This window comes from Gracilibacillus lacisalsi DSM 19029, from assembly GCF_000377765.1.
GTDB lineage: Bacteria > Bacillota > Bacilli > Bacillales > Amphibacillaceae > Gracilibacillus > Gracilibacillus lacisalsi.
This window is the reverse complement of sequence record NZ_KB898662.1, coordinates 123800-138901: the sequence shown is the minus strand read 5'-3', so window position 1 is coordinate 138901 and position 15102 is coordinate 123800. Positions and strand designations below refer to the sequence as shown.

Sequence of the window (15102 nt, the reverse complement as noted above, 5' to 3'; positions counted from 1 at the left end):
AATCTACTTTCATGCTATATATTACTGCATCAAGAAACTATCCCAAAGTTGATTCTCGGATCACTAATTCATGGTCAAGTATCACATTTTCGACTTCTTTTCCGTGAATTTTTTCAATGATCATTTTTGCGGCAATGTTCCCCATTTTATACATTGGCTGCTCAATGGTAGTAAGAGTAGGGTTTGTCATACTAGAAAATTCAATTTTGTCAAAGCCTACTACAGCAATGTCATCAGGTACAGACAATTTGTTATTATTAATTTCTTTTAATGCGCCTATTGCTAGCAAATCAGAAACAGCAAAAATTGCAGTTATTTTCTCATCGAGGTTTAGAAATTTTTTCATTGCTTGCTGTCCATTAACAAAATCCAACTCCTGAGAATAATAAATCCAATCACTCTTTGCGTCTATACCAGCTTCTCCTAATGCACGTTTGTAACCAGCTTCGCGTTGTCTAGCATAAGTGAATTTCACATCGGAGTTAATGAACGCTATTTTTGAATGTCCAAGTGATAATAGATGTTTAACGGCGAGATAGGCGGCATTCTCATTATCGATGGTTACATATGGGATGGTACTATTTAATGTGTATTCACTACATTGGATAATAGAATGTTTTTCTGCCATTTCGATTAATGTATCTTTGTCAACTTGAGGATCCATTGAAATAATTCCATCTGCCATTTTCTTTCTTGCTAAATCAAAATATATTTTTTCTCGCTCAGGATTTGAGTCTGTTTCACATAATAAGATGTTGTAATTACTTTTTAATGCTGTATTTTCAATTCCGTTAATTATTTTTGAGTAAAAAGGATTTGAAATGTTTGGAATTAGTACTAATAATAATCTTGTTTCAGAATTTCGAAGGTTTCTCCCTAGGATACTTGGTTCATAATTTAATTGTTTAATAGCCTTTTCCACTTTAATTCTAGTTTGTGGAGAGACCGTTTTTTGTCCATTTAAGACTCTAGAGACTGTAGCAATGGAAACACCGGCATATTCAGCTACTTTTTTGATGTTTGGCATTCGTCGTTACCTTCTTTCTATTCTGTCAGGAAATCGTTTACAGTAAAATAGTATAAAACCGAATTTGTTTTGTCAACGATATATTCTAAATATTCTGAACAAAGTAAAATCACTCTTTTTTTAAAGGTATGCAAATGAATTGTAACTTATTAAAATATATTATTTTTTTGTAATAAAAATGATAGGGTAAAAAGTTCAGGTTTACATTGTAAAAAAAGAATATAAACGCTACAAATTTGGGTGGTCCAATCCATTGGTTTACTAGAGACATTGATTATAATAATCAAATTTAGTTAAAAAGCAAATTATCAAAAGAGAAACAGGTAAGTGATATCAAAGACTTATGATACTTTTATTAAAATAAGGGGAAGTTATTATGCAAAAATTAAAGATTGGAATTATTGGTGTCGGACGGATTGGTAAAATTCATGCTTACAATGCTCTCCATTCTAATAAATTTGAACTGAGAGCTATATCTGATGTGTCAATCGGTCAATTAGACCATTCCTCTTTAGGAGGGAGTGTGCCAATCATGACGAATGAACCTGAAAAAATCCTCACTGATAGAGAAATTGATGCTATATTCATATGCTCAAGTACAGACACGCATGTGGATTATATAAAAAAGGCAGCTAGTGAAGGGAAACATGTCTTTTGCGAGAAGCCGATAAGTCTTCATATTCATGATACCTATGAAGTTTTAGACATCGTGAAAAAAACTAATATAAAATTTCAGGTTGGCTTTAATAGGAGATACGATAAACATTTTAAAAAGGCTTATGAATCAGTTAGAAAAGGGGTAGTAGGTAACCCGCATATTATCAAGATTACTTCTAGAGATCCTGAACCACCACCAGAACAATATATTAAACAATCAGGTGGAATGTTTATGGACATGACTATTCACGATTTTGATCTAATTCGTTATCTATCAGGACGAGAGGTGGAAGAAGTTAGTGTTAAGACAGCTAACTTAATTAGTCCTATCTTTCATAAGAATAAAGACGTTGATACAGCAGTCATTACATTGATTTTTGATGATGGATCACTTGGTGTAATCGATAATAGTAGACAAGCAGTATATGGATATGATCAACGGATTGAAGTATTCGGTGAAAAAGGTTTAATAAAAGTAGAAAATGAAAAAGAAACAAATCTTGAAGTTAGTACAAAAGATTCAGTTGTGGTAGCACAGCCAAATTATTTTTTCTTGGACCGCTATTATGATGCTTATCAAAGTGAAATTGATGCTTTTGCAGATTCCATACTATTAAATAAATCAACGTTAACTCAGTTGGATGATGGATTGAAAGCTGAGATATTAGCATTAACTGCTAAGAAGTCTGCGCAAGAGGAACGTTCTGTTAAAGTAAATGAAGTTTGTGCTGATTATGGCTTGCCTTATTTTTGATGATTTTTGAACTAGCGGTAAGAGATTTGGTGTTTGAAGAAGGAGTGAAAAAAATGAAAAAAAACATGACTTATTTTTTTATTGGCCTCGTTATGATATTTGTGTTACTAGGGTTTTTTGTGAACTATCAAAATAATAAGTTAGCTGAAGAAAATCCTTATGGAAAAAGCTCTTTACATCCAGAAACAGTTGAACAGCTAGATGATCCAAATTATCAAAATCAAATCTTGCCCGATAAACTAGATGAACAATTAACAGATCAGGAAGATGTCACGGTATACTTTTACAGCCCTACATGTGGATATTGTAAACAAACGACTCCTATAATAGTACCTTTAGCTGAAGAATTGGGAATGGATTTAAAAAAATTAAATTTGCTCGAATTTCGGGAAGCCTGGAGTACATTTAATATTGAATCAACCCCGACAGTTGTTCACTATGAAGATGGAAAAGAAGTTGCCCGAGTTAAAGGTGCTGATGCGAATTTTGAGCGTTTTTTTAATACGTATGTGCTAGATAACGAGTAAGACAGTAATGTTTATGGTTGATAGTCATTTGTTTAGATGGGAGAGAGGGTTTATGAAAAAAAAGTTAGTTTTAATATCTACAGTTTTCTTGTTTAGTGTATTTACTTTATCGGGGTTTAATAATGCACAATCCACCGAAGCATCTAATGAACAAGTAAAAATAAAAACGAAATCAATAGATGATGCTGATTATATAATAAGTAGTATCGAAGATTTGATTTCACTTGTAGATCGTTACAAGGATACTAGAGAGATTGCTAATGAAAAAGTTGCCCGAATCTTAAATGTTCATCTTACATCAGTTAATATTTATGCTGAAAATGGTGAAACAGAAAAAATGGCAAAACATCTAGCTAGCTTTCAACAATTACTTGATTATTATCAACAGGAAGAATTAATTTCTGAGAACGCTATTGGTGTACTTAAAACTGGTGCGAAATATTTGGCAGAAGGAAAAACAGTCAAGGGGTTTACACTTATTGCACAAGAGGCAGCTTTTACTTTGAATGGTACCGAGCGAGAGGTATGGACTTATAACGGTGAGATTCCAGGTACAGAAATTCGCGTGACTGAAGACGATATTATACGTGTTCATTTAGTAAATGAATTACCAGTACCTGTAACGATTCACTGGCATGGTGTCCCTGTTCCTAATCAGATGGATGGGGTACCAGGAGTAACGCAAAACGCTGTTCAACCTGGGGAGACATTTACCTATGAGTTTATAGCAGATACACCCGGAACTTATTGGTATCATTCTCACCAACATAGTGCTTTTCAAGTTGATAAAGGTTTATTTGGCTCTATCATAGTAGAGGAAAAAGATGCTGAATATGATCAAGATTATACACTTATAATGGATGACTGGATCGGTGATAAAGAACTGTATGATGAGGTTTTAGGAGGAAATTATCCAACAGTAGAGGCGCCTGTAGAAGCATGGGATACGTTTACGATTAATGGTGAAACGAATGACCAAATAGAGCCCCTTGATGTTAAAGATGGAGATCTTGTTAAACTACGGTTCATTAATGTTGGAAATTATGATTATACACTACGGTTTTCTGGTACAAAATTTAAAATCACTCATACAGATGGTCAACCAATTAATAAACCCGAAACTTTTACTAATAAATCCTTATTAACTAGTCCTGGACAGCGGTATGATGTGGAATTTATATATGACGAAAATCAGGATATTGTAATCGAAAGAATGGCAGATATGTGGTTAACAGATAATACAGTAATAGAGTTTGAATCTGTAGGTAGCGGTGATAATAGTATTGAAGTGGAGAAGACTATTATAGATGATTCGGTTGAACCTATAGACATTTTAGATTACGGACAATATAAAAAAGGAAAATTTACTGACATTAAACAATTTGATAAGGAATACCGATCAGATTTAGGGATGAAGGAAGATGGCTCAATGACTATTAATAATAGCGTTTATCCTAAGGAGTACGAGCCTATTTGGGTGAATAAAGGTGACATTGTTAAGCTTACGTTGACTAACGATACCCCTTTGCCACATCCGATGCATTTACACGGACATTTCTTTGAAATAATATCTCGTAATGGAGAGGATTTGGAAGGTTCACCTATTAGTAGAGATACTATACTAGTAATGCCTGATACTGAATATGAAATAGCTTTTGAAGCAGATAATCCTGGCAATTGGATGTACCATTGTCATAAGCTACAACATGCAATGAAGGGAATGTCGACAATGGTACGATATGAAGATTACGAATTACCTTTCACTCCTGATGCAGGAAATATTATAGAATAATTTTGATAATTATATTTGCGAATAAATTTTCACCTATTAAAACAAAAGTAAGCGTTTACCTGATAGGGATATAAGAAAAAGGGTTCGCAACTTTATTAGATAAAACTGAAAGAAGGAGAGAATATGAATGAAAAAAAGATTCGTTTTATTATTTTTAATTTTATCCATTTTTCTGGCTGCATGTGGAAATTCTGCTGCTGATTCTATTTCAGGTGATGATTCAAACGGAGAGAAGATGCAATTTTATGTATCTGGGGATACTATAGAAGGCTCAGCATTAACAAAAATGTCAGAAAAATATACGGAAGAGACGGGAATAGAAATAGAGGTGGTAGATGTTCCATACAGTGATATGGTAACTAAAATCACGAATATGATTCGAGCAGGAGATCCACCTGCATTAGCTCGTGTAACAGGGTTTAATCCGGCATGGGAAGGGCAATTAATCGATCTATCCCAAATTGCAGAAGATAATAATGTGATGGTTGATATGGGGATAACAGTTGATGATGAATTAGTAGCTCCTCCAGTAGACCTTACAGCAGTTGGTATGTTTGTAAATAAAGATTTGTTTGAAGAAGCAGGTGTCCGTTATCCAACTAGTGAAGATGATATTTGGACTTGGGAGGAATTAGTATCATCATTAAATGAAATATTGGAAAAAACGGATGCACAATACGGTATGGTAATGGATGATTCCGAACACAGACTGAATGCTTTCTTATACCAACATGGTAGTAAAGGTTTTTACCAAGATGGTGATCAATATACAACAAATGAGGAAACAAAAGATGCACTAGAAAAATTTGTTGAATTAAATGATAATACCATCATGCCAAAGTCTGTATGGACAGCAGGTGAAGACGCTTCTTCGATGTTCAAAAGTGGAAGAGTTCCTGTTTATATGTCAGGGTCATGGCAAATTACAGATTTTGCTTCGAATATAGAAGATTTTGAATGGGAAGCTGTTTATATGCCATATGAAGATGTTAGAGCTACCAATCTTGGTGGAAACTATTTGGTTGGCTTTGAAGGATCTGGTCAAGAGGAGGAAGCAAAACAATTTATTGATTGGTTGTATCAAAAAGAGAATTATGAAGAGTTAGCAACATATGGAGGTTATTTACCTGTAAAGGAAGATGCAGAAATAGAATATGAACTTGCTCCGGAAGCATATGTTGTTTATCAAAATGAGATTGCTGCTTCTGATCCAATTGCCAGTCAGCAGCGAAATGAGCTTGTTCGAAAACAATTGGTTTCAAAAAGAAGTTTAGCTAGTACCTTGGCAGATGAAATGATTAAAACATTGAATGATGAGCAAAGCGTAGCAGAGACCTTAGAAAATGTAAAAAAAGAGATGACAGATGCTTACGTAGAATAACACTTTCAAATAGCGACCACCAGAATGGTCGCTATTTATTACGGATTATTCCGCATGAAGGAGGTTGTGTAGTGTGAAAAAATGGCCTTTTTTATTTATTTTTGCTAATTTGGTACTGTTTATATTATTTTATGCTTGGCCGGCATTATTAGGTGTTTACTATTCCTTTACAGAATATAACGGTAATATAGCGACATTCGTTGGTCTTGATAATTATATTAATCTATTTCAAGATCCGAGTTTTTATAAAGCACTGTTTAGGACATTCTTATATACGTTGTTAGGAGTTCCCTTCATATATGTAACGTCGCTATTTATTTCAGTATTACTTGTAAGCAAATATACAAAAGGGAAAAATGTTGCAAAGATGATATTCTTTTTCCCTTGGTTAGTTTCACCGATTGTAGTTGGTATCCTTTGGCGATGGATGTTCGGTGAAAGCTTTGGGTTTATAAACTCTATGATCCAAGTACTTGGTGGCAATCCAATACCATGGTCTTCCGATGGCAATTTCGCCTTTTTGGTAGTTTTATTTGCAACTGCATGGGCAGGAACTGCTTTTAATATGCTGATTTTTATAGGTGCTTTGATAAGTATTCCCAAGTCTCTATATGAAGCAGCAGATGTTGATGGTGGTACAGCTTGGCAAAAATTTTGGCACATTACATTACCTTCCATTAGATCTACTTCCTTTTTAGTCATACTTTTGGCTGTGTTTAACTTAATGAAAGAATTTCCGATGGTCCAAGCTTTAACAAATGGAGGACCAGGTTCAGATACTACTTTTATTGTGCAATATATTTATGAGACAGGTTTTGATCAATTGAAAATAGGATATGCTAGTGCAGCCTCTATGGTCTTATTTGTAGTACTTCTAGTAATTGCCTTACTACAATTCCGTTTTGCTAAAGGGGGAAAAATAGATGACTAAGCTGAATGATCGATTTTCCACTGTAATGTTAACAACAGCACTTGTCATCGTAGCATTGATGTACCTTTTTCCTATTATATGGTTATTGCTCAGCTCGTTAAAGCCTGGTAGTGAATTGTTTTCCTATCCGTTAAATATCTTGCCTGAAAACCCAACCATAGATGGTTATGTATACTCATGGGCAACAATGGCGTTTATAAAGTATTTTGCCAACACACTGATCGTAGCTATAGTAACAACGGTATTGACCGTGCTGGCCAGTGCGACTTGTGGATTTGCATTAGCAAAATACAACTATAAATGGTTACATGTATTCTTCATATGTATGTTGGCTACTACAATGCTCCCAACAGAAGTGATCATGACTCCAACATTTTCCGTTATCTTGGAGTTGGGCTTATATGATAGCCTAGCCGGTTTAATTATCCCATCGATCAATACTGCCACTGGAATATTCATGTTCCGGCAATATTTTATAACTGTTCCTAATGATCTAATAGAATCTGCTAGGATAGACGGAGCAAATGAAGGGAGAATATTTTTCAATTTAATGTTACCGATTGCAAAACCTGTTGTGATAACTTTAGCTATTTTTTCTTTTCAATGGAGATGGAATGATTACATATGGCCATTGATCGTTTTAAGTGATCCTAATAAATATACCGTTCAAATCGCTTTAAGAAGTATTGTTGGAGCAGACAATATTGATTGGGTGCTATTACTTTCTTCTTCAATTATTTCATTAGTACCAATGATTTTGGTATTTATCGTCTTTCAACGGTACATTATGGATACAAGTGCTACTTCGGGTTTAAAAGGATAGGTGAAGATTACAAATCAGGAGGTTTTATGCATGAAAGCTTTTAAGAAACTGATCAAAATAAATGATGTCATCACAACAACTTTTTTGGAAAGACAAATATTAAAGTCCAGAAGTCGCTATTTTGGTGGGATTATTGACAGACATACTGGGATTCCTAGTCCCACTCATGTTGGAACAGGTAGTGTGATAGCAAGTTGGGTATCCGCATATGTGAATCCTGAATCTAGATACTACCATGACAAGCTGTTAAAAAATAGGATAGACTATGCATTAGATTATATGCTAACCATGCAACATAATGACGGGACGATATCACCTGGTTATACTAATTATCATTCACCACCTGATACCGGATTTGTTGTAACTGGGTTCTCGCAAATCTACCATTTACTCGAGGAAGATGGATCAAAAATGTTAGCATCGAAATTATATTTATTCTTAAAGAGATCTATGCCAGCAATGTTAACCGGGGGCTGCCACACGCCAAATCATCGATGGGTATTAACTTGTGCCCTAGCAAATCTTTATCATATTTTTAATGATAAGAGATTGGTGAGAAGAGCAGAAGAATGGCTAAATGAAGGCTTAGATATAACTAAGGATGGAGAATGGACCGAAAGAAGTAATGGTATATATAACGCTGTTAGCGATATCAGTCTTTATCACACTGCTATATTATTAAATAAAATGGAGTTACTGGATCATGTACGCAATAATTTGAAGATGATGGTCTATCTAGTGCATCCAAACGGTGAAATAGTAACAGAGTATTCTGGCAGGCAGGATTTAGGTAATCATTATGATTTGTCTCCCTATCATTTGATTTACCGATTGATGGCTCATCATGATCATAATCCTGTATTTCAAGCAATGGCAGATTTAGCAATTGAAACTGTTTCTGAGATGGGACCTGTAAACAATCATATTTTGCTAGGTTATCTATCATTCCCATTTATTCAGGATGAGAATATAGGAAAAGCTGAACTACCAAAAGTTTATGAAAAAGTTATAAACGGTGATTATCCAATAAAGGAAAATATAAAGGCTTTGGAAAGCGTTGGTTATGAAAATCGTATCGAGCATAGCAGCATGCATACTTCCTTTGGTTCACCCATTGTAAGGTACCGTAATGAAGATATTAGCGCAACCATAATGACGAAAAACCCTTCTTTTTTCTCTTTGCGTAACGGTAAAGCAGAAATATTAGGTATTAAAATGTATACGAGCTTTTCCCCGGGATTGGTAGACTTTGATGAACTCGAGCAAATGAAACACGGTTATCGACTAACGAAAGTGTTAGATAAGGGATATACTGGTCCGATTCCTGGTCAATATCTACCTAAAAATAGTGAGCACAAAGGAATATGGTATTTACTACCACATCAATATCGAAACGTAACACATAACCAATCCTTTGAAGTTACCATTGATATAGTGCGAGAAGGTAATGATTGGACTATTCGTGTTTTAACTGATGATAGCGCGGATGTATTTGTTCAAATAGAATTTCTTTTTAGACTGAATGACAAATTGAAAGGAGAAGGGTTGAAAAAAATTGGTGACCACTCATATTTTTGGGAAGGTAATGATTTAACTCTATTGTCAGGAAGTGACAAAATTACGCTTGAGTCAGGTGAATACGAACATTGGCAAGAAAACATAGGAAGTCCAAAGTATCACAATCTCAAACAAGTAAAGGTAAATATGATTTCCCCAATTAATAAAAGGTTTAGGTTGGTTACCAGTTTAAAATAGTATATTACAATTTATATACTATTTTAAACTAATGTTACAAATGATAGATTTGCACATTTTCATCATATTTTATCTTTATAATAGATGTATGAATAGCTATATTAGGAGAGTAGAAATGAGAAAATTCGCATTATGTATAGCAGCACTAATGATAATAAATACTATTTTTATCTCAAAAGTTCATGGCGAATCGAATAACGCGCCAAATATAGAAAGTGAAGCAGCCATATTAATGGAAGCAGATTCAGAACAAGTTCTCTATGAAAAGAACGCTAACTCTCAAATGTATCCAGCAAGTCTTACGAAAATTGCCACTGCAATCTATGCCATTGAAAACGGAAATGTAAATGATAAGGTAACGATTAGCAGTAATGCAAGTTCTAAAAATGTAAAAGGTACCACCGTTTTTTTGGAGGAAGGTGAAAAAGTCCCCTTATTACAATTGATTAAAGGCTTATTAATTAATTCTGGAAATGACGCAGGAGTAGCGATTGCTGAGCATCTCAGCGGTAGTGAAGAACAATTTTCGGAAGATATTAATCATTATCTTAAAAATGTGGTTGGTGTTCAAAATACTCATTTCAAGAATCCACACGGTTTATTTGACCCTGAACATGTTACCACAGCAGAAGATTTAGCCAAAATAACGAACTATGCTATGGAAAACGAAACCTTTGAAGAAATCTTTGGTACGAAAGAAATGGAATGGGATGGAAAGACATGGGATACCACCATCATAACTCATCACAAATTAGTAAAGGGAGAAATCCCTTATGAAAATATCACCGGAGGAAAAAATGGTTTTGTTCATCAATCTGGTTATACGCTAGCAACAACAGCAGAAGATGAGGATTTAAGTTTAATTGTGATTACTTTGAAAAGTAATGAAAGGAATGGGGTATATGATGATACTATCAAACTATTAGACTACGGATTTGATCATTACAAAACATCTTATATTGATAAAGATACTTCATTTACTCTAGATGGAGACAAATATATAAATCCTGAAAAACGAGCATATACTCACACTTTAAATGATCAAATCGAAAAGCAGGTAACTCGAGATGGAAAATTGAGTATTGTCAATGAAGAGGAAAAAGTTATCCAATCATATAATCTAACAAAAGCAACAACAGACAGTAAATCACAGGCAGGAAAAGATTCTAATAAAGAAAATAGTCAAACTAAAGATAATTTTGAAATAAATTATCTGTTATTCGTTCTCCTTTCGGTAGTCTTGTTATGCTTGGTGGTTGGTCATTTGTATCGCAGAAATAAATATTCTTAATATATACAAGCAATCTACACATAATCTGCAACTTTCTAGGGCACTGTATAGATAACTAATGTAATGGAGGGATATCAATGACAAAAATAACAACTTCACTACTTTCTTTATTTGTAATCCTTTTATTAGCTGCTTGCGCTAATGAAACAGAGGAAATAAATCCAGAAGGCACTGAAACAGAACAAAATACAGAAGAAAGGGACATGGAATCTGAAGGACAAGCTGAAAAGGAAGATATGGATCATGATCATTCCGAAATGAATATGTCAGGGTCAGGTGAGGTTCCGGAACAATTAGAAGAAGCCGAAAATCCAGCTTATGAAGTAAACAGTCAAGCTATAATTGAAGCAGAACATATGGAAGGTATGAATGGTGCAGAAGCAACTATTGTTGGTGCATACGATACTACAGTTTATTCAGTGTCCTACACACCAACAAATGGTGGTGATAGAGTTACAGATCACAAATGGGTCATTCATGAAGAATTAGAAGATGTCGGTGAAGAACCTTTAGAAATTGGAGATGAAGCAACCATAAATGCAGCTCATATGGAAGGTATGGATGGTGCAACCGCCGAAATTGACTCAGCGATTGATACCACTGTATATATGATTGATTTCACTTTGACTACGACGGGTGAAGAAGTTACTAATCATAAATGGGTAACAGAAGATGAGTTGTCACCAATTGAATAAATATGGTTAATCAAAAGGGTTTCTTCAAATTGAAGGGACTCTTTTACTATTCTTGTAAAATATAAGAGTTCGTTTCCTTTTCTCTTCGTTAAGGAACAGAACGATCTTTTGTGAGACGAACTTTTAGACAAAAGTTCGTCTATTGTAGTAAGTGCTTTAAAACTAGATCTTGAATGAATAGAAATACTAACCATCCAGATACACCTAAACCTATTGAAATAAATAAATGAACTGCATTTTGTAATGCGATATACACGATTATTAACATAACGGCAGTTGCCGGAAATCCCCAAAGAACTCCTAACGCAAACTTACTTAAAGTTGTTGTCTCTTCTCCTTGAACATACAGCCATATTATGCTAAGTAAACTTACTAAAGGAAGAGCCGCTATTATTCCTCCATAGGACGGAAGTCTTCTCGAAACTTCTGTAACAATCCCAATAACGACAGCTGAAACGATAATTTTCAATATCACATACATTGTTTTACTCGCTCACTCAAAGTTTTTAGGGCATTTTCTATTAAACTTTTTTCATTTTCATTCAATTGATTTAACACGTGTTCTAATTTCTTTTCATCCAGACTGGTGTTTCGATATAAAACTTCTTCACCTAAATTTGTTAAAGACAGAATTACTTTTCGCTCATCTTTTGTAGCTCTTTCCTTTTTTAAATATTTCTTAGCAATCATTCTTTTAACGTGCTCAGATGCCGTATTGTGTGAAACATTCAGGTGGGAAGCAACTTCACCAACTCCTATTTCTTTTCGTTTATCTATAAGTTGAAGGATACGTACTACTTGATGAGAAATTTTTTCTTTATGTGGATAGTGTAAATAAAAATAGATGTCAGTCCAATATTGGTTTAATAGGGAGATATTATTGCTCATAAAACCACCTCTTTATATCGTTTTATAAGATTATATCGTATATTAAGATATAAAGTAAAGAATCTAGTTATCTTTTCTACAAAAAATTAGGGGTGTAGTAGCTCTCTGCATGTACGGGAGTTTTCCGCATGAAGGGTATAATACAAAATAAATAAAAAGGCTTATCATCTAGAATAAGTTAAGCCTTTTTATTTTTACACTAGTATTTAGAGGTACTGAACACATTGTCATTAAATATAATATTGTAAGCATTCTGCAAGAAGAAATGGATCGGTAGAAGAGCATTTAAATGAAACGCCCTTCTACAACTTATTGGCTCATCTTTTCTTCTTAATAATTTGGTCGATGATCCCATATTCCATAGCTTTTTGTGCGCTTAAGAAATAATCACGCTCTGTATCTTTTGCTACTTTTTCAACGGATTGACCTGTACGTTCTGAGATTATTTCGTTAATGTGACTTTTGAGTTTTAAGATTCTTCTAGCCGTAATTTCAATTTCTGTTGCCTGCCCTTTTGTTCCACCAATAGGTTGATGCAGCATTATTTCACTATTAGGAAGTGCATATCTCTTTCCTTTCGTCCCCGCAAGCAACAGCAAGGCTCCAAAAGAAGCAGCCATCCCGGTACAAATTGTTCTAACATCTGGTTTGACAAGCTCCATTGTATCAAATATGGAAAATCCTGCAGATGTGGAACCACCTGGGCTGTTAATATAAATGGAAATATCCTTTTCAGAATTATCAGCTTCCAAAAACAATAGTTGAGCTGTTACAATATTCGCTACCTGATCATTAATTTCATCGCCTATAATAATAATTCGATCTTTTAATAAACGTGAGTAGATATCATAGGAACGTTCTCCATGACTTGATTGTTCAATGACATATGGAATCGTAGCCATATCATTTCCTCCTTTTCTATGCGGCCATAGAATACATATTGAGAGGTGAATATGAATGCGTTGGTTTCGCAAGCAAAGGTGTTTCCGCCAATGAATGTAAGGTGGAAATACAATCAATCAATATAACCGGATCATCTGCCTGAAGGGATCGGTATAACAAGTCATACAATTTCTTTCTTTCTTCTTCCTGCCAAAATGAATCGATGGACTGCAGGGAAGTGTTATGGTTTAATCTTTTTTTTGCTCTGTGCAGAGTGGATTTGACTGCCATTTTGGTTGTATCCAGTAAATCAGCTATTTCCCCTGATTGATAGCTGAATGCTTCTTTAAGCATGAAAATAACTGCTTGTTTTGGCGTTAAATGATTCACTAATAACTTCGCTAAATCAATCAATCGATTTGTCTTACACGCTGGGTCTTCTTTTGATTTCTCTTCCGATGTTCTAAAAACCTCAACCTTTCTTTTTTTTACGGTATCCATCCATTCATGGTAAGCAATTTTATTCAAAAGTGCTGCACTTATTTCAGATGAATGATAATGTTTCATCGCTTTAAAGAAAGTTTCTTGTATAAGATCTTCGGCATCCCATTTATTTTTAGCTAAAAAATATGAATATTTCTTCAGTTTTGGATATAATTGATGAAATTGTCTTTCTATTTCCATGTGATAACATCCTTCATTGGCAGAAAAACGTCTGTTGACATGCAATTGCATTCACTCCTTTGGAACCTCTCTACTTATATAACTAATTAGGAGGATAGAAAGATACGGGCAAAACAAAAATTTACTTATATTATATTTCAGTTTAAATAACTAATGATTCAAATGCCAATATGTTAGGTTATCCAATTTCCAAAATTATGATAAAATCTTAGTCGTTATTTTTCATACACTATAATGGACCTAACATGATAAAATTAACAAGTACATGTTATCGTAATCGAGAGGAGTTAATATGATGATGAAGGAAAGAAACTTAGCTATTGCATATTTATTATGGTTTTTCTTCGGACAAATCGGTTTGCATCGTTTTTACACAGGTCGTGTAGGGAGTGGGATCACCCAGCTTCTACTAGGCATCATAGGATGGGGGACTACCTGGCTCTTAATTGGCTGGATTCCATTAGTCGTGCTATGGATTTGGCTATTTGTCGATATTTTCTTAATTCCGGGAATGTGTCGGAACCCGAGATAAAAGCGGAAGTCTATTGTGTCACTTTTAGTGATGTAATAGGCTTTTTTTATAAGTAAAGAAAGTATATAATCCGCGGTATCAACGCATTTGTAAGCAGAGTAGCCATTTTGAAATAGCTTGTACAGGAAACCATCGCTGCGGCTGTCCACTTCCCTTTCCACGGGATCTTAGTCGAAAATCATCCCGTAGGAGTGGAAGTGGACAAGCCGCAGCGATTGTAACGCCCAATATCCATCTCAAAATAAATACTTTATACCATCGATATATTATTTTGGTCAATGACAAGGATTGGGTGGGCTTTGTCGGTTTTTCTTAATAATACATAAACTGCTAAGTAACGAAGATATGGAAAAGAGATATCCCCGGAAGCGCCGATCTGTTCCGAGGAAAAAGGCTTCTCTTCCAGGGAAAAGATATTCTCTTCCGAGGATAAACGACTATATCCAGGGAAGAGAAGGGCATATCCCCGGAACAGCAAAGGAT

15 protein-coding genes are annotated in these 15102 nt (G+C 34.6%); 10 read left to right on the top strand and 5 right to left on the bottom strand.

Annotated features, from left to right (window positions below):
• Nucleotides 1-37 precede the first annotated feature (37 nt).
• Nucleotides 38-1027 carry a LacI family DNA-binding transcriptional regulator gene (locus D569_RS0100650; protein WP_018930458.1) on the bottom strand — a complete coding sequence of 330 codons (990 nt, stop codon included), beginning with the start codon at nt 1025-1027 and terminating at the stop codon, nt 38-40.
• Between the two features lie 376 nt (nt 1028-1403).
• On the opposite strand from D569_RS0100650, the gene iolG reads away from it, so the two are divergent.
• The 9 genes from iolG to D569_RS0100605 all read left to right on the top strand — a co-directional run bounded on the left by iolG (nt 1404) and on the right by D569_RS0100605 (nt 11633).
• Nucleotides 1404-2438, top strand: coding sequence for an inositol 2-dehydrogenase (iolG, locus tag D569_RS0100645; protein WP_018930457.1), 1035 nt, complete (start codon nt 1404-1406; stop codon nt 2436-2438).
• Nucleotides 2439-2491: 53 nt separating this feature from the next.
• Nucleotides 2492-2965, top strand: a complete 474-nt coding sequence (locus D569_RS0100640) for a thioredoxin family protein (RefSeq protein WP_018930456.1) — start codon at nt 2492-2494, stop codon at nt 2963-2965.
• Between the two features lie 52 nt (nt 2966-3017).
• Nucleotides 3018-4757 (top strand): multicopper oxidase family protein, encoded by a 1740-nt coding sequence (locus tag D569_RS22255; RefSeq protein WP_018930455.1) that lies wholly within the window; start codon nt 3018-3020, stop codon nt 4755-4757.
• Nucleotides 4758-4884: 127 nt separating this feature from the next.
• Entirely contained in the window at nt 4885-6138 is a 1254-nt protein-coding gene (locus D569_RS0100630; protein WP_018930454.1) for an ABC transporter substrate-binding protein, read from the top strand.
• Nucleotides 6139-6211: 73 nt separating this feature from the next.
• On the top strand, nt 6212-7069 hold the full coding sequence (locus D569_RS0100625; RefSeq protein WP_018930453.1) for a carbohydrate ABC transporter permease: 858 nt from the start codon (nt 6212-6214) through the stop codon (nt 7067-7069).
• Nucleotides 7062-7892: a carbohydrate ABC transporter permease gene (locus D569_RS0100620; RefSeq protein ID WP_018930452.1), complete on the top strand. Its 831-nt coding sequence runs from the start codon at nt 7062-7064 to the stop codon at nt 7890-7892. Before D569_RS0100625 ends, D569_RS0100620 begins: the two co-directional genes overlap by 8 nt.
• Nucleotides 7893-7922: 30 nt before the next feature.
• Complete coding sequence (locus tag D569_RS0100615) at nt 7923-9647, top strand: prenyltransferase/squalene oxidase repeat-containing protein (RefSeq protein WP_018930451.1); 1725 nt, start codon at nt 7923-7925, stop codon at nt 9645-9647.
• A gap of 115 nt (nt 9648-9762) precedes the next feature.
• The gene (locus D569_RS0100610) at nt 9763-10938 is read left to right on the top strand and encodes a D-alanyl-D-alanine carboxypeptidase family protein (protein ID WP_018930450.1); all 1176 of its coding nucleotides are present in this window, start codon (nt 9763-9765) and stop codon (nt 10936-10938) included.
• 77 nt (nt 10939-11015) lie between these two features.
• Entirely contained in the window at nt 11016-11633 is a 618-nt protein-coding gene (locus D569_RS0100605) for a YdhK family protein (protein WP_018930449.1), read from the top strand.
• A 139-nt stretch (nt 11634-11772) separates the two neighbouring features.
• Here D569_RS0100605 and D569_RS0100600 read toward each other — a convergent pair whose 3' ends face one another.
• The 4 genes from D569_RS0100600 to D569_RS22250 all read right to left on the bottom strand — a co-directional run bounded on the left by D569_RS0100600 (nt 11773) and on the right by D569_RS22250 (nt 14087).
• The gene (locus D569_RS0100600; protein WP_018930448.1) at nt 11773-12114 is read right to left on the bottom strand and encodes a DUF3147 family protein; all 342 of its coding nucleotides are present in this window, start codon (nt 12112-12114) and stop codon (nt 11773-11775) included.
• Nucleotides 12105-12521, bottom strand: coding sequence for a MarR family winged helix-turn-helix transcriptional regulator (locus D569_RS0100595; RefSeq protein ID WP_018930447.1), 417 nt, complete (start codon nt 12519-12521; stop codon nt 12105-12107). The genes D569_RS0100600 and D569_RS0100595 overlap by 10 nt, the downstream gene beginning before the upstream one ends.
• Before the next feature lie 317 nt (nt 12522-12838).
• Nucleotides 12839-13423 (bottom strand): ATP-dependent Clp endopeptidase proteolytic subunit ClpP, encoded by a 585-nt coding sequence (clpP, locus tag D569_RS0100590; protein ID WP_018930446.1) that lies wholly within the window; start codon nt 13421-13423, stop codon nt 12839-12841.
• Nucleotides 13424-13439: 16 nt separating this feature from the next.
• Entirely contained in the window at nt 13440-14087 is a 648-nt protein-coding gene (locus D569_RS22250; protein ID WP_018930445.1) for a sigma-70 family RNA polymerase sigma factor, read from the bottom strand.
• 292 nt (nt 14088-14379) lie between these two features.
• Between D569_RS22250 and D569_RS0100580 the strand changes: the two genes are divergently transcribed.
• Complete coding sequence (locus tag D569_RS0100580; protein ID WP_245548467.1) at nt 14380-14619, top strand: TM2 domain-containing protein; 240 nt, start codon at nt 14380-14382, stop codon at nt 14617-14619.
• The last annotated feature ends 483 nt before the right edge of the window (nt 14620-15102 follow it).